At 63.2% G+C, this 21,198-nt stretch carries 17 protein-coding genes and 3 pseudogenes; 18 read left to right on the top strand and 2 right to left on the bottom strand.

What is annotated here, in order from left to right; genetic code table 11:
• Positions 1–44 precede the first annotated feature (44 nt).
• Positions 45–500, bottom strand: a complete 456-nt coding sequence (locus tag QIY50_09490; GenBank protein ID WGV22372.1) for a transposase — start codon at positions 498–500, stop codon at positions 45–47.
• A gap of 308 nt (positions 501–808) precedes the next feature.
• Here QIY50_09490 and QIY50_09485 point away from each other — a divergent pair, with 308 nt between their 5' ends.
• The 18 genes and pseudogenes from QIY50_09485 (at position 809) to QIY50_09400 (ending at position 18,655) form a co-directional block, all read left to right on the top strand.
• A complete protein-coding gene (locus QIY50_09485; protein ID WGV22371.1) occupies positions 809–1,897 on the top strand; it encodes an efflux RND transporter periplasmic adaptor subunit in 1,089 nt (362 codons plus the stop codon).
• Positions 1,894–2,961 (top strand): efflux RND transporter periplasmic adaptor subunit, encoded by a 1,068-nt coding sequence (locus tag QIY50_09480; GenBank protein WGV22370.1) that lies wholly within the window; start codon positions 1,894–1,896, stop codon positions 2,959–2,961. Before QIY50_09485 ends, QIY50_09480 begins: the two co-directional genes overlap by 4 nt.
• Positions 2,958–6,023, top strand: coding sequence for an efflux RND transporter permease subunit (locus tag QIY50_09475; protein ID WGV22369.1), 3,066 nt, complete (start codon positions 2,958–2,960; stop codon positions 6,021–6,023). The genes QIY50_09480 and QIY50_09475 overlap by 4 nt, the downstream gene beginning before the upstream one ends.
• A 237-nt stretch (positions 6,024–6,260) precedes the next feature.
• Positions 6,261–6,443 carry a sulfur starvation response protein OscA gene (oscA, locus tag QIY50_09470; protein WGV22368.1) on the top strand — a complete coding sequence of 61 codons (183 nt, stop codon included), beginning with the start codon at positions 6,261–6,263 and terminating at the stop codon, positions 6,441–6,443.
• Between the two features lie 48 nt (positions 6,444–6,491).
• The gene (locus tag QIY50_09465; GenBank protein WGV22367.1) at positions 6,492–7,499 is read left to right on the top strand and encodes a sulfate ABC transporter substrate-binding protein; all 1,008 of its coding nucleotides are present in this window, start codon (positions 6,492–6,494) and stop codon (positions 7,497–7,499) included.
• 184 nt (positions 7,500–7,683) lie between these two features.
• Positions 7,684–8,503: pseudogene (cysT, locus tag QIY50_09460) on the top strand (sulfate ABC transporter permease subunit CysT).
• Between the two features lie 11 nt (positions 8,504–8,514).
• On the top strand, positions 8,515–9,387 hold the full coding sequence (gene cysW / locus QIY50_09455; protein ID WGV22366.1) for a sulfate ABC transporter permease subunit CysW: 873 nt from the start codon (positions 8,515–8,517) through the stop codon (positions 9,385–9,387).
• A 3-nt stretch (positions 9,388–9,390) separates the two neighbouring features.
• Positions 9,391–10,380, top strand: a complete 990-nt coding sequence (locus QIY50_09450) for a sulfate ABC transporter ATP-binding protein (GenBank protein WGV22365.1) — start codon at positions 9,391–9,393, stop codon at positions 10,378–10,380.
• Positions 10,381–10,782: 402 nt separating this feature from the next.
• On the top strand, positions 10,783–11,568 hold the full coding sequence (locus tag QIY50_09445; protein WGV22364.1) for an energy transducer TonB: 786 nt from the start codon (positions 10,783–10,785) through the stop codon (positions 11,566–11,568).
• A gap of 30 nt (positions 11,569–11,598) precedes the next feature.
• On the top strand, positions 11,599–12,318 hold the full coding sequence (locus QIY50_09440; protein ID WGV22363.1) for a MotA/TolQ/ExbB proton channel family protein: 720 nt from the start codon (positions 11,599–11,601) through the stop codon (positions 12,316–12,318).
• 1 nt (position 12,319) lies between these two features.
• Entirely contained in the window at positions 12,320–12,721 is a 402-nt protein-coding gene (locus QIY50_09435; protein WGV22362.1) for a biopolymer transporter ExbD, read from the top strand.
• A gap of 271 nt (positions 12,722–12,992) precedes the next feature.
• Positions 12,993–13,574, top strand: coding sequence for an alpha/beta hydrolase (locus tag QIY50_09430; protein ID WGV22361.1), 582 nt, complete (start codon positions 12,993–12,995; stop codon positions 13,572–13,574).
• A gap of 64 nt (positions 13,575–13,638) precedes the next feature.
• On the top strand, positions 13,639–14,469 hold the full coding sequence (locus QIY50_09425; protein ID WGV22360.1) for a sigma 54-interacting transcriptional regulator: 831 nt from the start codon (positions 13,639–13,641) through the stop codon (positions 14,467–14,469).
• A gap of 175 nt (positions 14,470–14,644) precedes the next feature.
• Positions 14,645–15,430, top strand: a complete 786-nt coding sequence (locus tag QIY50_09420; GenBank protein WGV22359.1) for a MetQ/NlpA family ABC transporter substrate-binding protein — start codon at positions 14,645–14,647, stop codon at positions 15,428–15,430.
• Positions 15,431–15,708: 278 nt separating this feature from the next.
• Positions 15,709–16,375, top strand: a pseudogene (locus QIY50_09415) (amino acid ABC transporter permease).
• Positions 16,356–17,015, top strand: coding sequence for an amino acid ABC transporter permease (locus QIY50_09410; protein ID WGV22358.1), 660 nt, complete (start codon positions 16,356–16,358; stop codon positions 17,013–17,015). Before QIY50_09415 ends, QIY50_09410 begins: the two are co-directional and overlap by 20 nt.
• Positions 17,012–17,785: an amino acid ABC transporter ATP-binding protein gene (locus QIY50_09405; protein WGV22357.1), complete on the top strand. Its 774-nt coding sequence runs from the start codon at positions 17,012–17,014 to the stop codon at positions 17,783–17,785. Before QIY50_09410 ends, QIY50_09405 begins: the two co-directional genes overlap by 4 nt.
• A pseudogene (locus QIY50_09400) lies at positions 17,782–18,655 on the top strand (transporter substrate-binding domain-containing protein). The gene QIY50_09405 and the pseudogene QIY50_09400 overlap by 4 nt, the downstream one beginning before the upstream one ends.
• Before the next feature lie 133 nt (positions 18,656–18,788).
• On the opposite strand, the gene QIY50_09395 reads toward QIY50_09400, so the two are convergent.
• Positions 18,789–21,152: a penicillin acylase family protein gene (locus QIY50_09395; GenBank protein ID WGV22356.1), complete on the bottom strand. Its 2,364-nt coding sequence runs from the start codon at positions 21,150–21,152 to the stop codon at positions 18,789–18,791.
• Positions 21,153–21,198: the final 46 nt, after the last annotated feature.

Genomic DNA, 21,198 nt, shown 5'->3' with positions numbered 1-21,198 from the left:
ACTCCTGTGGGAGCGGGCAAGCCCGCGAAGGCCCCAACACCGATTCAAAGCCATACCGCATCCCAGTGTGGGTAGTCCCTGACACTCCTGACCAATCCTGCCCTCAAGGGATTGGCAACAATGTACCGGGCCACATGCACCACACTCTCTTCCCCCCGCAGCGCATGGTCGTGGTAACCCGGTTGCCATATCGGCTTGTGCCTGACACCTGCCTTGCGCAATGCAATGGCTGTGCGTGATTTGAATTTGCGCATCAGTGTTCCCAGTGTCACTTCTTTCAGCTCGATCAGCCAATGCAGATGGTCTGGCATCACTACCCAGGCCAATGACCGGCAGTCCTGAATGTCATCTGAGACCCGCAAGTGTCTGACCACCAGGCGAGCATTGTCGAAGTCATGGAACAGTGGCAGCCGCAGGTGTGTTTTGGTGGTCAGCATGTAGAGCCTGCCTGGCTCGGAGAAGCGCCCACGACGTAGCAGGCGGGATTCGGCTAACGGCATTGTGATCTTCCTTGAAGTTGAACCTCCCTTTTGAAAGGTAGCGGCTGAAGCGGGGTTGCCGAGTGGCTGATGGTTTCTGAATATGGCAGAAACTGATGTGCCGGCCTCTTCGCGGGCTCGCCCGCTCCCACAGGTACAGCGCAAGTCACAAGGCCTGCGATATCCCTGTGGGAGCGGGCGTGCCCGCGAAGAGGCCCGCACAGGCGCCGAAAATGCCAGCTTGATCGCGGTCAGTGATGTTTATCCAACCCTGAACTACGCTGACAGTCGCATCCCACGAATCATTTGCGCGCAAGCAAGGAGCCTGCATGACGTTTATGCGTCCGCTGTTGGTCATTTGCCTGGGGCTGGGTACCCTGCTGTCAGGCTGTAGCAAGGAAGAAACCACCGAAACACTGCCACGCGTAGGCGTGCAACAGGTACAGCCGACCGACTTCGCCGCCAGGGTCACCCTGACCGGCGACGTGCAGGCGCGGGTGCAGACCGACCTGTCGTTCCGCGTAGGTGGCAAGATCATTTCGCGTAGCGTCGACGTCGGCGATCACGTCAAGGCCAACCAGGTGCTGGCGCGCCTGGATCCGAAAGACCTGCAGAACAACGTTGACTCGGCCAAGGCCGAGGTGTTCGCCGCACAAGCGCGAGTCACCCAGACCAGCGCCGCCTTCGTACGCCAGCAAAAGCTGTTGCCCAAAGGCTACACCAGCCAAAGCGAATACGACGCCGCCGAAGCCGCCTTGCGCAGCAACCAGAGCGCGTTGAAGGCGGCTCAGGCACAGCTGGCCGACGCCAACGAACAACTCAGCTACACCGCGCTGGTCTCCGAGGCTGATGGGGTCATCACCGAGCGCCAGGCCGAGGTCGGCCAGGTGGTGCAGGCGACCATGCCGATCTTCAGCCTGGCCACCGATGGCGATCGTGACGCCGTGTTCAACGTCTACGAATCGCTGCTGGTGGCTCCGCCCAGTGATGCCGGGGTGATCGTCAGCCTGCTGGACGACCCTAAGGTCCAGGCTCATGGCTTCGTACGCGAAATCACGCCTACCGTGTCGGCGCAGAGCGGCACGGTGCAGGTCAAGGTAGGGCTCAAGGATGTACCGCCGGGCATGCAACTGGGCGCGCCGGTAACCGCCACCACCAATGCCCAGGGGCGACCCAGTATCGAGCTGCCATGGTCGGCCTTGACCAAGGCCTTGCATGAGCCCGCCGTCTGGGTAGTGGGCGAGGGCGACAAGGTCGAGCTGCGCAAGGTGGAAGTCAGTCGCTATCTCACCGGCCGTATCGTGGTCGCCGACGGCCTCAAGGGCGGCGAGACCGTGGTGGTGAATGGCGGGCAATTGCTGCACCCCGGCATGCAGGTACACAAGATCGATGCCAAGGCCCAAGGAGGTGAGCTATGAAGCGCCTGCTGCTGATGTTGTCAGCCGGCGTGCTGCTGGGTGGCTGCGGTGGCGAGGACGAAGTGCCTGAGCCGGTTCGGCCGGTGCTGTCGGTGAAGGTCGAGCCCCAGGTGCAATCGCAACTGGGGCGTTTCGCCGGCAGTATCCAGGCGCGCTTCGAAAGCACGCTGGGCTTCCGCGTTTCCGGGCGTATCGCCAGGCGCTGGCTGAATGTGGGTGCTCAGGTGAAACCGGGCGATACCTTGGCCACCCTCGACCCGACCGACCAGCAGAACCAGCTGCGCGCCGCCGAAGGCGACCTGGCCAAGGTGCAGGCGCAGTGGATCAACGCCCAGGCCGATGCCCGTCGCCAGCAACAGCTGTACGACCGTGGCGTAGGCGCCCAGGCGCAGCTGGATATCGCCCAGACCAACCTGAAAACCACCAGCGCCGCGCTGGAACAGGCGCGCTCTGCGCTCAGCCAGGCGCGTGACCAGCTCGACTACAGTACCCTGCGTTCCGACCACGCCGCAGTGATTACCGACTGGAAGGCCGAAGCCGGGCAAACCGTTACCGCCGGCCAGGCCGTGGTAACCCTGGCTCGGCCGGATGTGAAGGAAGCGGTGATCGATCTGCCGATCGGCCTGGCCGAGCAGCTGAGCAAAGGCCTGACCTTCACCGTTGCCTCGCAACTCGACCCGACCATCAACACCACTGCCAGCCTGCGCGAACTGGAGCCCCAGGCCGATGCCACCACCCGTACCCGCCGTGCCCGGCTGACCCTGGCCAGCACACCGGCGGCCTTCCATCTGGGCACTGCCATCAGCGTGACCCTGAGCTCGGCAGTGACGCCGCGCAGCGAACTGCCCTCGAGCGCCTTGCTCGAGCGTGACGGCAAGACCCAGGTGTGGGTGATCGATACACAACAGAAAACCGTGGCCACCCGTGACGTGGCCCTGATCGACCGCACCGCCGAGAGCATCGTCCTGACCTCGGGTGTGCAGCCCGGCGAGCGTGTGGTCACCGCCGGCGTCAACAGCCTCAAGCCTGGCCAGAAGGTCACCTTCGACGAGGATGCGCAATGAAAGGAAGCTTCAACCTGTCCGACTGGGCACTCAAGCATCAATCGTTCGTCTGGTACCTGATGTTCGTTGGCCTGCTGATGGGGATCTTCTCCTACTTCAACCTGGGCCGTGAAGAAGACCCGTCGTTCACCATCAAGACCATGGTCATCCAGACCCGCTGGCCCGGCGCGACCCAGGACGAAACCCTGTACCAGGTCACCGACCGCATCGAGAAGAAGCTCGAGGAGCTCGACTCGCTCGACTACACCAAAAGCTACACCCGCCCTGGTGAATCCACGGTCTACGTGTACCTGCGCGACACCACCAAGGCCAAGGACATCCCGGAAATCTGGTACCAGGTGCGCAAGAAGATCCAGGACATTCGCGGTGAATTCCCGGCGGGCATCCAGGGGCCCGGGTTCAACGATGAATTCGGCGATGTTTTCGGTTCGATCTATGCCTTCACTGCCGACGGGCTGACCCTGCGTCAGCTGCGCGACTACGTGGAACAGGCGCGGGCCGAAGTGCGCGATGTACCCAACATCGGCAAGATCGAGCTGCTTGGCACCCAGGACGAAGTGCTGTACCTGAACTTCTCCACCCGCAAGCTGGCAGCCCTTGGCATCGACCAGCGCCAGGTCATGCAGGCCCTGCAATCGCAAAACGCCGTGACCCCTGCCGGGGTGATCGAGGCAGGGCCTGAGCGTATCTCGGTGCGTACCTCCGGGCAGTTCACCTCGGAAAAGGACCTGCAAACCGTCAACCTGAAGATCAACGACCGCTTCTTCCGCCTGGCCGACATCGCCGACATCGAGCGCGGCTACGTCGACCCGCCATCACCGATGTTCCGCTACAACGGCCAGACCGCCATCGGCCTGGCCATCGGCATGAAGGCCGGTGGCAACATGCAGGTGTTCGGCGCGGCGCTGAAAAAACGCATGGACCGGGTGGTCGAAGACCTGCCGATAGGTGTCGGGGTCCACACCGTGTCGGACCAGGCTGTGGTGGTCAAGCAGGCAGTCGGCGGCTTCACCAGCGCGCTGTTCGAAGCGGTAGTGATCGTGCTGGCAGTGAGCTTCGTCAGCCTTGGCATGCGCGCCGGCCTGGTGGTGGCCTGCTCGATTCCATTGGTGTTGGCGATGGTGTTCGTGTTCATGGAGTACAGCGGCATCACCATGCAGCGGATTTCGCTGGGGGCGCTTATCATCGCCCTCGGCTTGCTGGTGGATGACGCGATGATCACTGTAGAGGTGATGGTCACGCGCCTGGAAATGGGCGAGACCAAGGAGCAGGCGGCCACGTTCGCCTACACCTCGACGGCGTTCCCCATGCTGACCGGTACCTTGGTGACGGTTGCCGGCTTCGTGCCCATCGGCCTCAACGCCAGTTCTGCGGGTGAGTACACCTACACGCTGTTCGCGGTGATCGCGGTGGCACTGATGGTGTCGTGGGTGGTGGCTGTATTCTTCGCACCGGTGCTGGGGGTGCACATTCTCAGCAGCGCCAAGCTCAAGGCCCATGAAGCCGAGCCTGGGCGCGTCGGCCGGGCGTTCGAGCATGGTTTGCTGTGGTGCATGCGCAACCGTTGGCTGACCATCATTGGTACCGTGCTGCTGTTTGCCCTGGCGATCTTCTGCGAGCGCTTCGTGCAGAACCAGTTCTTCCCGTCCTCGGATCGCCCGGAAATCCTCGTCGACCTCAACCTGCCGCAGAACGCCTCGATCGAGGAAACCCGCAAGGTGGTCGACCGTTTCGAGGCGCGGATCAAGGATGACCCGGACCTGGTGAGCTGGAGCACCTACATCGGCCAGGGCGCCATTCGCTTCTACCTGCCACTCGACCAGCAGTTGCAGAACCCGTACTACGCGCAGTTGGTGATCGTCAGCAAGGGCTTCGAAGAGCGCCAGGGCATGATGGCGCGGTTGCAGAAGATTTTGCATGAAGAGTTCGTCGGCATCGGTGTCAACGTGCAATCGCTGGAGATGGGCCCGCCGGTGGGCCGGCCGATCCAGTACCGGGTCAGTGGCGCCAATATCGACGAGGTGCGCAAGCACGCCATCGAACTGGCCACCTTGCTCGACCAGAACGAGCACATCGGCGAGATGATCTACGACTGGAACGAGCCGGGTAAGGTACTGCGCGTGGACATCGCCCAGGACAAGGCGCGCCAGCTGGGGCTGTCGTCGGAAGACGTGGCCAATGTGATGAACAGCATCGTCAGCGGGGTGGATATCACCCAGGTCAACGACAACATCTATCTGGTCGACGTGGTCGCCCGTGCCGAGGACAGTGAGCGGGGTTCACCCGATACCCTGCAGAACCTGCAAATTCTCACACCCAACGGCACCGCGATCCCGCTGCTGTCGTTCGCCACCGTGCGCTACGAACTGGAGCAGCCGCTGGTATGGCGCCGTGACCGTAAGCCGACCATTACCATCAAGGCCTCGGTCAACGGCGATATCCAGCCTACCGACCTGGTGGCCCAGCTGAAGCCGCAGATCGACGAGTTCGCCAGCAAGCTGCCGGTGGGTTACGAAGTGGCCACCGGCGGTACGGTGGAGGAGAGCGCCAAGGCCCAGGGGCCGATCCGCAAGGTCATCCCGCTGATGCTGTTCCTGATGGCGACGTTCCTGATGATCCAGCTGCACAGCGTGCAGAAGCTGTTCCTGGTGGTCAGCGTGGCGCCGTTGGGGCTGATTGGCGTGATCATCGCGCTGGTGCCCACCGGTACGCCCATGGGCTTCGTGGCGATTCTCGGCATTCTCGCGCTGGCGGGCATCATCATTCGTAACTCGGTGATCCTGGTGACCCAGATCGACGAGTTCGAAGCCCAGGGCTTGTCGCCGTGGGATGCGGTGGTGGAGGCCACCAACCACCGGCGCCGGCCGATTCTGCTGACAGCGGCGGCGGCGAGCCTGGGCATGATTCCGATTGCCCGCGAGGTGTTTTGGGGGCCGATGGCCTACGCCATGATTGGCGGGATCATCGTGGCGACCTTGCTGACGCTGCTGTTCCTTCCGGCGTTGTATGTGGCCTGGTACAAGATCCGCGAGCCTGAACACAAGACCGAAACCCAGCACTGAACCCTGTGGGAGCGGGCGTGCCCGCGAATGCGATGGTGAATTTACTGACGCATTCGCGGGCACGCCCGCTCCCACAGGGCCTTCTGTGGTCTTCAAAACGAGCTTTTATTTTCGGTTATATAAACATTCTTAAACAGTATTTTTAAGAATAACCCCGCCTCACTACTATTGCCCTCAAGCCAGGCGCAAATCCCCTTCAAACCTCAGCCCGGCACCCTCACTCCAAGGAGAACGAGCATGAGTGCATCTCTGCGTAGCATCGACGGCCAGGACGAAGCCACCATTCTGCGGGAAATCCAGAGCGCTCTGCGCGACCTGCGATTCGGTGCGGTGGAGATCACCGTGCACAACGCTCAGGTTGTACAGATCGAGCGCAAGGAGAAGTTCCGCCTGCAACAGCCCGGCAACAAGACCGGCTGATCGCACCACCCATCCAAAACTAGAAAAATGCCAATCGGGAGCTTCACCATGTCCATCCGCCGTTATGCGCTCGCCGCCCTGGCCAGTGCTGTTTTTGCCGGTTCCGCCATCGCCAAGGACTACGAACTGTTGAACGTGTCCTACGACCCGACCCGCGAGCTGTATCAGCAGTACAATGCCGAGTTCATCAAGCACTGGCAGCAGGCCCACCCGGGCGACAAGGTGAAGATCCAGCAATCCCACGGCGGTTCGGGCAAGCAGGCCCGTGCGGTGATCGACGGCCTGCGTGCCGACGTGGTGACCCTGGCCCTGGCCGGCGATATCGACGAAGTCGCCAAGCTCGGCAAGACCCTGCCGGACAACTGGCAGACTCGTCTGCCGGATGCCAGCACCCCGTACACCTCGACCATCGTGTTCCTGGTGCGCAAGGGCAACCCGAAAGGTATCAAGGACTGGGGCGACCTGATCAAGAAGGACGTGTCGGTCATCACCCCCAACCCGAAAACCTCCGGCGGCGCCCGCTGGAACTTCCTGGCTGCCTGGGCCTATGGCCTGAAGACCGGCGGTAGCGAAGAGAAAGCCAAGGCTTACGTTCAGGAGCTGTTCAAGCACGTGCCGGTGCTGGACACCGGCGCCCGTGGCTCGACCATTACCTTCGTCAACAACGGCCAGGGCGATGTACTGCTGGCCTGGGAAAACGAAGCCTTCCTGGCACTGAAGGAAGACGGTGGTGCCGACAAGTTCGAGATCGTCGTGCCTTCGCTTTCGATCCTGGCCGAACCGCCAGTGGCGGTGGTTGACAAGAACGCCGAGAAGAAGGGCAATACCGAGATTGCCAACGAGTACCTCAAGCATCTGTACAGCCCGGCCGGGCAGAAGATTGCCGCCGAGAACTTCTACCGCCCGCGTGACGAGAAGGTCGCAGCCGAGTTCGGCAAGCAGTTCCCGAAACTTGACCTGGTGACTATCGACAAGGACTTTGGTGGCTGGAAGACTGCACAACCGAAATTCTTCAATGATGGCGGTGTGTTCGACCAGATCTATCAGGCACAGTAAGCGCCAGGGAAAAGCGGGGCCGCTCTGCGGCCCATTCGCAGCGCAAGGCTGCTCCTACAGGAAATCGCGATCCATGTAGGAGCGGCCTTGTGCCGCGAATGGGCTGCGCAGCAGCCCCAGGATTCAGAAGCTAGCAACGGCCCGGGATCGTCCCCGGGCCAAGTGCGTTCAACCAGGGATATTTATGTCACGCCGCATTTCCCCCGTCATACCCGGCTTCGGGCTGACGCTGGGCTACACCTTGGTGTACCTCAGCCTGATCGTGCTGATACCGCTGGCCGCCATGTTCGTGCATGCCGCGCAGCTTACCTGGGAGCAGATCTGGAACGTCATCAGTGCGCCGCGGGTGATCGCCGCGCTCAAGCTGAGTTTCGGAACTGCCCTGTTCGCCGCCATCATCAACGGTGTGATCGGCACCCTGCTGGCCTGGGTGCTGGTGCGCTACACCTTCCCGGGGCGCAAAATCATCGATGCGATGATCGACTTGCCGTTCGCCCTGCCCACGGCTGTGGCCGGTATCGCCCTCACCGCCCTGTATGCGCCTTCGGGCTGGGTTGGCCAGTTCGCCACCGACCTGGGCTTCAAGATCGCCTACACCCCGCTGGGCATCACCTTGGCGTTGACCTTCGTCACCCTGCCGTTCGTGGTGCGTACGGTGCAGCCGGTACTGGCCGACATTCCGCGTGAAGTGGAGGAGGCCGCCGCCTGCCTGGGCGCCAAGCCGCTGCAGGTGTTCCGCCACGTGCTGGCGCCAGCGCTGCTGCCAGCCTGGCTGACAGGCTTTGCCTTGGCCTTCGCCCGCGGCGTGGGCGAGTATGGTTCGGTGATATTCATAGCCGGCAACATGCCGATGAAGACCGAGATCCTGCCACTGCTGATCATGGTCAAGCTCGACCAGTACGATTACACCAGGCGCGACCACCATCGGCGTATTGATGCTGGTGGTTTCCTTCATCCTGCTGCTGCTGATCAACCTGCTGCAGCGTCGTATCGAAACCCCTTGAAGGAGGCCGGCATGTCCAGTTCATCCCTGAGTGCAAGTGCCGCCGCCAACGCCGCCCGCCGTGGCAGCGCGACTTCGCGGCGCATCCTGATCGGCCTTGGCTGGCTGGTGTTCGCGCTGTTCCTGCTGCTGCCGCTGGTAATCGTGGTGTCGCAGGCGCTGAAGAACGGCTTTGGCACCTTCTTCGAGGCGATCTTCGAGCCTGACGCGTTGTCGGCCCTGAAGCTGACCCTGCTCGCCGTGGTCATCTCGGTGCCGCTGAACCTGGTGTTCGGCGTCAGCGCTGCCTGGTGCGTGAGCAAGTACACCTTCCGTGGCAAGAGCATCCTGGTCACCCTGATCGACTTGCCGTTCTCGGTCTCACCGGTGATCGCAGGCCTGGTCTACGTGCTGATGTTCGGCGCGCAAGGCCTGTTCGGGCCGTGGCTGCAGGACCACGATATCCAGATCGTGTTCGCCCTGCCGGGCATCGTCCTGGCCACCATCTTCGTCACCGTGCCGTTCGTGGCCCGTGAGCTGATCCCGCTGATGCAGGAGCAGGGCACACAGGAAGAGGAGGCCGCGCGCCTGCTCGGCGCCAATGGCTGGCAGATGTTCTGGCACGTGACCCTGCCGAACATCAAATGGGGCCTGATCTACGGCGTGGTGCTGTGCACCGCGCGGGCCATGGGCGAGTTTGGCGCGGTGTCGGTGGTGTCTGGCCACATTCGCGGCGTAACCAACACCTTGCCGCTGCACGTGGAGATCCTCTACAACGAGTACAACCACGTCGCGGCCTTCAGCGTGGCCAGCCTGCTGCTGATCCTGGCGCTCTTCATCCTGCTGCTCAAGCAGTGGAGCGAGAACCGTATTAACCGCCTGCGCCACAGCGCCGCGGAGGAATGATTCATGTCGATCGAAGTTCGTAACGTCAGCAAGCGCTTTAACAGCTTCCAGGCCCTGGACAACATCAACCTGGACATCAACAGCGGCGAGCTGGTGGCCCTGCTCGGCCCGTCCGGCTGCGGCAAGACCACCCTGCTGCGCATCATCGCCGGCCTGGAAACCCCGGACCAGGGCAATATCGTGTTCCATGGCGAGGACGTGTCGGGCCATGACGTGCGCGACCGCAACGTCGGTTTCGTGTTCCAGCACTACGCCTTGTTCCGCCACATGAGTGTGTTCGACAACGTTGCCTTCGGCCTGCGCATGAAGCCCAAGGGCGAGCGGCCGAGCGAGAGCAAGATTGCCGAGAAGGTGCATGAGCTGCTGAACATGGTGCAGCTGGACTGGCTGTCCGACCGCTACCCCGAGCAGTTGTCCGGCGGCCAGCGCCAGCGTATCGCCCTGGCCCGCGCCCTGGCGGTAGAGCCCAAGGTGCTGCTGCTGGACGAGCCGTTCGGTGCGCTGGATGCCAAAGTGCGCAAGGAGCTGCGCCGCTGGCTGGCGCGCCTGCACGAGGACATCAACCTGACGTCGGTGTTCGTCACCCACGACCAGGAAGAGGCCATGGAGGTGGCTGACCGCATCGTGGTGATGAACAAGGGCGTGATCGAGCAGATCGGCTCGCCTGGTGAGGTATACGAGCACCCTGCCAACGATTTCGTCTACCACTTCCTCGGTGACTCCAACCGCCTGGCCCTGAGCGAAGGGCATCATGTGCTGTTCCGCCCGCACGAAGTGTCGCTGTCGCGGCATGAGACCGAAGGGCACCATGCGGCCGAGGTGCGGGACATCCGGCCGTTGGGCGCGACCACGCGGGTGACCTTGAAGGTGGAAGGGCAGAGCGAGCTGATCGAGGCCGAGGTGGTCAAGGACCATGACAGCCTGACCGGGTTGGCGCGGGGGGAGACATTGTTCTTCCGGCCGAAGGTTTGGCAGAAGGTGGCGGATATCTGAGTCGCCTTTGATGATGAAAGAGCCCGGGGTTGGTCCCGGGCTTTTTTATGCCTGGGAGATTATCGGGGCTGCTTTGCAGCCCATCGCGACACAAGGCCGCTCCTACAAGAACCGCGCATTGCCTGAACTAGCGCGGTCCCTGTAGGAGCAGCCTTGTGCTGCGAATCGAGGGCGCAGCCCTCGCGGCAATTTCATGCCGTAAGCGAATATTTTGCATGCCCGCAATGCATCGCCTTGAACTGGTCTTTCGGCAGCCCGCGAATTCCGCGGCTTTGCCACAATCCCACCTAAAGCATATTCATTTAAGTTCTAACCATAATTTTAAACATTACTTTATGGGATAAGCCTCTGGCACCGATGATTCAGCCACACACCTGAATCGGAACCCCAGGAGTTTGATCAATGGGTAATGTCCAGTCGGCCGTCAGGGCCTACGACCAGCCATGGCGCCCGGCCCCGGGCGACCTGGTCGACCTTGGACGCACGCTTCGCCTCCCGCTTGGCCAGCTGCGCCTGCAACGCACGCCCGTCAGCGGGCTCAAGGGCCGCGACAAGCTGGTGTTGGGCCTGCTGGTGCTGGCCCTGCATGGCGCTGCAGCGTACTGGGTCAGCCAGGCGCCAACGCCCGAGCTGCCGGTGGTGCCACCGCAAGTACCGCCGATGACCATCGAATTCGCCGCGCCGGCACCGCCTGTGGTCGAGCCACCGCCTCCAGCCCCGGCACCGCCGGTGGTTCAGCCACCTCCACCGCCCGTGGTCGACGAACTGGCCGCCAAGCCCAAACCCAAACCCGTGCCCAAGCCGGTGGTCAAGCAACAGCCCAAACCCCAGCCCAAGCCGGTCGAGGCGCCGCCGCCAGCCCCGGTGGCCGCCCCGGCTCCGCCAGCACCACCCGCGCCGGCCCCGGTCACCCCGCCATCGGCCAACGCGGCGTACCTGAAGAACCCGGCGCCGGAGTATCCACAGATGGCCCAGCGCCGCGGTTGGGAAGGCACCGTGCTGCTGCGCGTCGAGGTGCTGCCCAGCGGCAAGCCCGGGCAGATCCAGATCCAGAAAAGCAGCGGCCGCGATGCCCTCGACGCCGCCGCACTGGCCGCAGTCAAGCGCTGGAGCTTCGTGCCCGCCAAGCAGGGCGACGTGGCCCAGGCCGGCTGGGTCAGCGTGCCGATCGATTTCAAGCTTCGCTAACTTTTTCGCAGAACACAGGAAGACATCATCATGAGCCTGCTGGCATCCCCTCTCGAATCCGTTGAAAGCGCAGTCATCTGGCTGCTGGTCGGTTTTTCTGTCGTCACTTGGGGCCTGGCCCTGGTCAAGGTCGTGCAGTTCGTGCGGCTGAAGCACCAGGACAAGCGTTTCCACCAGCAATTCTGGGCCGCTTCGAGCCTGGACTCGGCTGCCGAGCCCAGCCACGAACTGCCTGGACCGGCCGCCCGTGTTGCCCAGGCCGGGTATGCCGCCATCGCCGTTGGTGATGGCCAGGCCAATGACCTGAGCCACGCCATCAATCACCAGGACCGCCTGGAACGCGCCCTGCGCCAGCAGATCGTGCGCGAACGCCGCTCGCTGGAAACCGGTTTGGCAGTGGTCGCCAGTATCGGCAGTACCTCGCCCTTCATCGGCCTGTTCGGCACCGTCTGGGGCATCATGGAAGCGCTCAAGGGCATCAGTGCGGCCGGCTCCGCAAGCCTGGAAACCGTGGCCGGGCCGATTGGCTCGGCACTGGTGGCCACCGGCGTGGGTATCGCCGTCGCGGTGCCAGCGGTGCTGGTCTACAACTACTTCCTGCGCCGCCTCAAGCTGACTGCCGCCGACCTCGATGACTTCGCCCACGACTTTTACAGCCTGGCGCAGAAGAGTGCCTTCCGCGTGCTGGTGCACCCGGCCGTGCACAGGCCCCAGGCCGGTTTCACCCAGCCGGTGAAGGAGGCGTCCTGACATGGCCTTTTCGACCCAGGACAGCGACGAAGTCCTCAGTGAAATCAACGTCACGCCGTTGGTGGACGTCATGCTGGTGCTGCTGGTGGTGTTCATTGTCACCGCGCCGCTGCTGACCAATGCCATCCCCATCAACCTGCCCAAGACAGAGGCCGTGGCCCCGGTGGAGCAGAAAGACTCGCTGGTGGTCAGCATCGATGGTGATGGCAAGTTGTTCATCAACAAGGACGAGATCCAGCCCGACCTGCTGGAAACCAGCCTCAAGGCTGCCAAGGACAAAGATGTGGACGTGCGTGTACAGCTGCAGGCCGATGACGGCGTGAACTACGGCGAAGTGGCGCGGGCCATGGCGGCTATCGAACGTGCGGGGATCAGCAAGCTGGCGGTGATTACCGCGCGCTGATCTCGTCAACTTTCTTCAGGCAAGTGCTTAGGGGCCATATCTCTTGGCAGGGGATGGCCCTTTTTTTTGCCCTCAGATCCCTGTGGGAGCGGGCGTGCCCGCGAACACGGGCGAAGCCCGTGCCATCCACTGCGGCGCCTGATTCGCGGGCTTGCCCGCTCCCACAGGGGTCATCATTTCGGTTATTAATAAATAGCTTCTTATTCCTTTACTGATATAACTCCCTCCCTATACTGGTCTCCAAGCACGCAAACTCACTGGAGGCGTCCCCATGCGCAACGAGTCGATCCGTTACCTGATTGTGCCGGGCTGGCAAGGATCGCCAGACAATCATTGGCAAAGTCACTGGCAGCGCACCCTGCCCAACAGTGCCCGGGTCGAGCAGCACGACTGGCTGACCCCGCAGCGCCGGGACTGGGTGCAGGCACTGGAGCAGGCGATTGCCGCCGAGCGCTCGCCGGTGATTCTGATTGCCCATAGCCTGGGCTGCATAACCGTCGCGCATTGGGCCGCGCAAGCCAGCCCGGCCCTGCTGCGGCGAGTACGTGGCGCGCTGCTGGTTGCACCCGCTGACGTGGAGCGGTCGACCTGCGCGCCGGCGCTGCGCAACTTCGCGCCGATCCCGACCGCAGTACTGCCGTTCCCCAGCCAGGTGGTCAGCTCGGACAACGACCCGGCCGTAAGCGTGCCGAGGGCGCTGTACCTGGCCCAGGCCTGGGATGCCGAAGCAGGGCTGCTGACCAACGCCGGGCACATCAACGTCAAGTCCGGCCACGAGCGCTGGGAACAAGGCTTCGCCTACCTGTATCGCTTGCAAAGCCGGGTCGAGCAGCGCGCGCTGCGCCGCGCCTGATCGCCCTTACTGTTTAACGTTTGCCTGACGCCCGGCCACTGCAGGCCTGGGGCGGGAGTTCGTCATGACTTTTCAAAACCCCTTTGGCCAGCCGTTGCTGACCTTCCCCGAGCTGGACAAGAGCCCGCTGAGCATCCGCGCCAAGGCGCTGGTGTTCATCGACCCGCGCTCGCAACAGTTGCGCGCAGAGCTGGAGCACCTGGCGCCGCAACCCGTGCCGGTGCTGATCCGTGGCGAAACCGGCACCGGCAAGGAGCTGCTGGCCCGGCAGATCCACCGCGCCAGCGACCGCAGCGGGCTGTTCGTGTCGGTCAACTGCGCGGGCATCAGCCCCACCTACGCCGATGCCGAGCTGTTCGGCTACAGCGCCGGCAGCCAGGGTGGTACAGCCAGCAGCCGGGCCGGCTGGTTCGGTTCGGCCAACGGCGGCACGTTGTACCTGGACGAGATCGCCGACTTGCCACTGGCCATTCAGGGCAAGTTGCTGGCCGCCCTGGAAAACCGAGAGGTAACCCGGGTGGGCGCGCAGCAGCCGCAACCGGTGGATGTGCGTCTGGTGGCCGCCACCAGTATCGACCTGGCGCGGGTGGTGCGTGCGGGGCGCTTCAACGAGCGCCTTTACCAGTACCTGCGCGAGGGGGCGCTGGAGCTGCCGCCGCTGCGCGAGCGGCCCGGCGATATCCTGCCGTTGGCCGAGTACTTCGTGGGTATCTATAGCGTGCGCCTGCAGCGGCCTGTGCCGCTGGTGAGCGAGGCGGCACAGCAGGTGCTGGAGGCGCATTCCTGGCCTGGCAACACGCGTGAACTGGAGAATGTCATCCACTTCGCCTTGCTGGTGAATGACGGCGAAGAGATCCTGGCTGAGGACCTGGATCTGTCCAACCCCGCGCGCTAGACACCGCTCATAAGCAAAGTGGCTGATGGCAGTTTGTTTTTGGAATAAGCAGCTAAATAAAAGATATTTTTACGGAATAAAAAATCTCGGTATTGTCCGCCTCACGCCCGCTGGTGAACCGGTTGGGCACCCGATTCGCCATCGTCGATGGCCCAGAACCAGAACAAGGACCACCATGAAGAAGACCCTGCTGACCACTGCCCTGGCCGCTGCCCTGTCGTTCGCCGGCCTGGCTACCGCCGCCGAAAAACTGGTGGTTGCCGCCACCCCGGTACCGCACGCCGAAATCCTCGAACTGATCAAGCCGACCCTGGCCAAGGAAGGCGTGGACCTGCAGATCAAGGTCTTCACAGACTACGTGCAGCCGAACGTGCAGGTTGACCAGAAGCGTCTGGATGCCAACTACTTCCAGACCCTGCCGTACCTGCAGAACTTCAACGAAGGCAAGGGCACTCACCTGGACACCGTAATTGGCGTGCACGTCGAACCCTTCGGTGGTTACTCGAAGAAGGTCAAGAGCCTGAACGAGCTGAAAGAAGGCGCCACCGTTGCCATCCCTAACGAGGGCAGCAACAGCGGCCGCGCCCTGCTGCTGTTGCAGAAAGCTGGCCTGATCACCCTGAAGGATCCGAAGAACGCCCTGGCCACCCCCAAGGACATCGCCGAGAACCCGAAGAAGCTGAAGTTCCGCGAGCTTGAGTCGGCCATGCTGCCGCGCGTGCTGGATCAGGTCGACCTGGACATGATCAACACCAACTACGCCCTGGAAGCCGGCCTGAACCCGGCCAAGGACGCGCTGGTGATCGAAGGCAGCGACTCGCCGTACGTGAATTTCCTGGTTGCCCGCCCGGACAACAAGGACAGCGAAGCCATCCAGAAACTGGCCAAGGCCCTGACCAGCCCGGAAGTGAAAGAATTTATCGCCAAGAAGTACCAAGGTGCGGTGCTGCCGGCGTTCTGATGCGCTTGCATTACCTGGCATGACTCAACGCCGACACCCATGTGTCGGCGTTTTCGTTTCCGGGCGCAGGACCTTGTGGGAGCGGGCGCGCCCGCGAACACCGGCGTAGCCGGTGCCGTCCACCGCGTCGCCTGCTTCGCGGGCGCGCCCGCTCCCACAGGGGCTCTGCGTGACGTCTCGGTGATATGTATATTCCATAATGGTATTTATTAAAATTTTTTTAGATCATTAGAGTCTAGCTATCGTGCCGCTGCGCACCCTGCAGACCTGCGTTACCCATGACCCTCGATACCGCATTCATCCTCACCACGCTGCCCGCCTTCCTCAAGGCCGTAGGCGTGACTCTGCAGGTCGGCCTGATCGCCATCGTCACCTCGCTGCTGGTCGCCCTGGTCAATGCCACCCTGCTGGTATTGCGCACCCCGTACCTTTGGCGCCTGGTAAAAGTCTATGTGGAGCTGGCCCGCAACACACCGCTGCCTGATCCAGCTGTTTTTCGTCTACTTCGCCTTGCCCAGCCTGGGCCTGAAGATTACCGGCTTTGCCGCGGCAATCATCACCATGACCTTCATGGGCGGTGCCTACCTCACCGAGGTGCTGCGTGCCGGCGTCGAGGCCGTGCCCCGTGCCCAGCTGGAGTCGGGGCGCTCCATCGGCTTGTCCGAAGGCCAGCTGCTGCGCCACGTGGTACTGCCCCAGGCCGGCATCCTCAGCCTGCCGGCGCTGTTCGCCAACTTCATCTTCCTGCTCAAGGAGACCACCGTGGTGTCGGCGGTGGCCGTGCCGGAAATTCTCTACACCACCAAGAACTACATCGCGCTGTACTACAAGACCTATGAAATGCTCACCGTGCTGACCCTGCTCTGCGTGCTGCTGTTCCTGCCGCTGTCATTGCTGCTGCGCCATGTCGAAAGGAGGCTGCAGCATGCCCAGTTCGGCGTCTGAACTGCTGTTGCAGGCGTTGCCGCAGCTGGCTGGCGGTGCGGCGCAGACCTTGGCCATCTCCGTGCTGGGTATCCTCTTCGCGACGCTGGGCGGTGTGCTTTATGGTGTGCTGGCAACCTTGGGCAACCGGGCCCTGAATATCGCCTTGCTGGTGTACCTGGAGCTGTTCCGTGCCATCCCGGTGCTCGTCTGGCTGTATCTGGTGTTCTTCGGCCTGCCGATCTTCTTTGCCCTGAGCATCCCCAGCTTCTGGTGCGCGGTGCTGGTGCTGGGCCTGTGGGGCGCCAGCGAGGTGGGTGAGGTGGTGCGAGGCGCGCTGCGTTCGCTGCCGCGTGGCCAGCGCGAGGCGGGGCTGTCGATCGGCCTGGCTGGCTGGCAGCTGTATGGCTACGTGCTGTTGCCACAGGCGCTCAAGCGCATGACCCCGCCGACCATCAACATCTACACGCGGATCATCAAGACCAGCTCGCTGGCGGTGCTGATCGGCGTGGTCGAGGTGATCAAGGCCGGCCAGCAGATCATCGAACGTACTTACGAGTCGGTGCTGATCTACGGTGCCTTGTTCCTGTTCTTCTTCATCGTCTGTTATCCGCTGTCCGCCGCGTCACGCGTGCTGGAACGCCGCTGGGCCCACTCATGAGCGCATTGATCGAATTCCAGGGTTTCAACAAGTTCTTTGGCGAGCACCAGGTGCTCAAGGACGTCGACCTCCAGGTGGCGGCCGGCGAGGTGGTGGTCATTCTCGGCCCCAGCGGCTGTGGCAAAAGCACGCTGCTGCGCTGCCTCAATGGCCTGGAGCAGGCCCACGGCGGCCACCTGCGCCTGGCCGGGCAGGAACTGCTCGACCCACGCACCGATTGGCGCGAAATCCGCCAGCGGGTCGGCATGGTGTTCCAGAGCTATCACCTGTTCGGTCACATGAGCGTGATCGACAACCTGCTGCTTGGCCCGCTCAAGGTGCAAAAGCGCGAGCGCGCCGAAGCGCAGGCACAGGCCGAGGCGCTGCTGGCGCGGGTGGGCCTGCTGGACAAGCGCGACGCCTTTCCCCGGCAATTGTCCGGGGGCCAGCAACAGCGCATCGCCATCGTGCGTTCGCTGTGCATGAACCCCGAGGTGATGCTGTTCGATGAAGTTACCGCGGCCCTCGACCCGGAAATGGTCAAGGAGGTGCTGCAGGTGATCCAGGGCCTGGCCCGCGACGGCATGACCTTGCTCATCGTTACCCACGAAATGGCCTTCGCTCGCGCGGTGGCCGACCGCATCGTGTTCATGGAGGCCGGCAGGATCCTTGAACAGGGCGACCCCGAGAGCTTCTTCACACGACCGCGGACCGCACGCGCGCAGCAGTTCCTGGAGAAATTCTCCTTCGTAGAAAGCCTGCCGAAGACACTGCACAAGGAACTGTCATGAAAACTGCCAACCTCACCAAACTGCTGGCGCCATTGTTCGGCCTGGCCTTGCTGGCCGGCTGCAACAAGGCTGAAGAACCCCCCAAGCCCGCGGCGGCCTCGCCGGCCACCAGTTACCTGGAAACCATCAAGGCCCGTGACAAGCTGATTGTCGGGGTGTTCACCGACAAGCCACCGTTCGGGTTCGTCGATGAAAAGGGCCGCTACGTGGGCTTTGATACCGACATCGGCCGGCGCCTGGCCAAGGACCTGCTGGGTGATGAAAACAAGGTCGAGTTCGTTGCTGTGGAGCCGGCCAGCCGTATCCCGTTCCTGCAGAGCGACAAGGTCGACCTGATCCTCGCCAACATGACCGTGACCCCGGAGCGCAAGGAAGCGGTGGACTTCACCAACCCCAACCTGCGCGTAGCGGTGCAGGCCATCGTCGCAGATGGCAGCCCGGTGCAGAAGCTCGACGACCTGGCCGACAAGACCATCATCGTCACCACCGGTACCACTGCGGATATCTGGCTGACCAAGAACCACCCGGACTGGAAACTGCTCAAGTTCGAGAAGAACAGCGAGTCGCTGCAAGCGCTGGCCACCGGGCGTGGCGATGCCTATGCGCAGGACAACCTGATTCTGTTCCAGCTGGGCCAAGCAGAACCCCGGGTACCGCGTGCTGCCTGAACTGTTGGGTGACGAGGCACCGATTGCTCCGGCGGTGAAGAAGGGCAATACCGAGCTGCGTGACTGGGTGAACGCCGAGTTGGCCAAGCTGGGGGAGGAGAAGTTTTTGCTGAAGCTGTATGACCAGTATGTGCGCAAAGAACTGAGCGATGACACCAAGCCGGAAAGCGTGATTGTGGAAGGGGGCAAGTGGCAGGGGTGACGCTGCCATTGGGGCCGCTTTGCGGCCCATCGCCGGCAAGCCAGCTCCCACATGTACTGCACAGTGCTCAAGACCTGCGCAGACTTTGTGGGAGCTGGCTTGCCGGCGATGGGCTGCAAAGCAGCCCCCTCGATCACCCGCCAGGCACCAATCGCAAGGTGCTCTGCGCCGGGATAACGCCCATCTGCGCCCTCTGGTACTGCCCCTGCACATACCCCTCGGCCTGGTCCGAGTAATGCCGGTCAAACGGCACGCCACTCTGCCCGACCGGGTTGCTGGTCAGCGTCTGCCCGGCATCGGCAAAGTCGATAAGCCGCCGCGTCGACGGTCCATAGGTTACTGGCCATGGCGCCGGACCAATCTTCGCCGATAGATTGTTCGGCACTTCGTGAGTACCGGGTGCGGCGAAAGGCCCGACGTTGAACAGCAGGTTCAGCGGCTTCTTCACCCCCAGCGGATGGTTATGGGTGAGGGTATGGGCCTTGCCCCACTGCCAGCTGGCCGGGTCGTTGCCCAAGGTGTTGCGCAGGTGCTTCAGGCTTTGCTGCCAGGCCGTGCGTACCACCGTCGTGCGGTCAGTACGCTGGTTGCCACCGCGGGTATTCCACCACGGCGAATCGGGATTTGCCGCCAGGCGCGGCAGGGCGGCGTCGATGGCGCGGGTGCTGATCAGCACCGGGAACCAGGTGTCGCCCAGTTCGTCATGCAGAGCCGCGAACGCCAGCTCGTAGAGGAACTGGTTGAACAGCGTGGCGCTGGTCGAGTCGAGCGGGTAATCGCCGCCCCAGGCTGCCAGCTGTTCGACCAGCTCCTTCTCTTCGTCACCTTCGGCCACTGCGCGCAGTGTTGCCAGCAGCGGTGCAAGGGTGCGCGGCCCGTGGTCGCTGGCAGTGTCCAGCTGCAGCGCCTGGCTGTTCTGGGTATCCCACTTCACATCGGTGTTGGCCAGGTGGCGGTCGAGCTGACGGCCTCGGTCCGGCAGGTTGTAGTAACCGGGTATCGGCACCGCCGCCGGAGGCTGGTAGTTGGCCGAGACAATGTAGCCACGCGGCGGGTTCTCCTGTTGCGGGTTGACGCTGAAAGGATAGAAACCGAGCTTGTCGGCCTGCGCACTGGCACCGTCGAGGATGAACGCGGGATCGACTCCGTCGGGGCGGATCGGTAATTTCGCCGCCGCCCACCAGCCGATATCGCCACGGGCATTGGCCCAGACCAGGTTCAGCCCTGGCGCATGCACCTTGGCTGCGGCCTCGCGCATCTTGCCCAGGGTATCGGCGCGGTTGAGCTGATAGAAACCGTCGAGGATCGGGTTTTCGGTTTCCAGAAACGCCCACCACATGGCGATGGGCGTAGGCCCGGCAGTGGCGCCCAGCACATCGTTGACGATCGGGCCGTGGGGCGAGCGACGCAGGCTAAGGGTGACCGGTGCTTCGCCTTTGACGGCAATCTGTTGCTCGGTCTTTTCCAGTGCCAGCCATTTGCCATCGATCATCACCTGGTTCGCGTCGGCCGGGTTGGTGCGCTCGGCAATCAGGTCGACGTCGTCGTTCTGGAACATGGTCAGGCTCCAGCCGAAGTCGCGGTTGTGGCCGAGCAGGGCGAACGGGTTGAGCGCCTGGAAGTAGCCATACAGGTTGAAACCGGGCGCCGACAGCTCCGCCTCGTACCACACCGCCGGCACCGCGAAACCGATGTGCGGGTCGCCGGCCAGCAGCGGCCTGCCGCTGCGGGTGTGGCTGCCGGCCACGGCCCAGGCGTTGCTGCCCTCGAACTGCGGGATGCCCGCATCGCCCAGTGCATCATGGCTGAGGCGGGCCAAGGCCTCCAGGCTTTGCCAGTCGGCAGCGGCCAACGGTGTGCCCAGGGCGCCCTCGGGCTGCCAGGCGAGATCGAAGATGTTCAGGTACTCAGGGCCCAGCTGGTCGCGGATGTAGGTGAGCGCGGGCTCGGTCCGGAACGCGGCGGCAAAGCTGTAGGCCAGGTAGCCGGCGATGCTCAGGGTGTCTTCGGCGCTGAAAGGGCGCGGGGTGATGCCGAGCAGGTCGAATTCCATGGGCTTGGGGTGGCTCGCCTGCCAGCTGTTCACCCCGTCGAGGTAGGCCTGCAGGGCTTGCCAGGCGGGTGACTGGCGGTCCTGACGCTTGGCCATCAGTGCTGCCTGTTCGCGAATGCGCAGGCTGCGGAACAGCGTGTCGGTGGGCAGCAGCTTGTCGCCCAGTACCTCGGCCAGCTCGCCCCGGGCCAGGCGGCGCAGGATCTCCATCTGGAACAGCCGGTCCTGGGCATGCACGTAACCGAGGGCACGGTACAGGTCCGGCTCGCTCTGCGCCTGCAGGTGCGGCACGCCGCGGGCGTCGTAGCGCACGCTGACCGGCGCCTGCAGGCCGGCGATGGCGACCTCGCCCTCACGTTGCGGCAGCTTGCCCTGCACGTACCAGTATCCGGCGCCGGCGGCCGCGGCAACCACCACGGCCAACAGGGTCAGGCTGCGCTTCATGCAGGCTCCTTGTGCGTTCAGGCGAAAAATGTGGTCCGATGATCGG

It is taken from the genome of Pseudomonas putida, assembly GCA_029953615.1.
Taxonomy (GTDB): Bacteria; Pseudomonadota; Gammaproteobacteria; order Pseudomonadales; family Pseudomonadaceae; genus Aquipseudomonas.
Note: the sequence above shows the minus strand (reverse complement) of the source record. Positions and strands in the feature narration are given on the sequence as shown.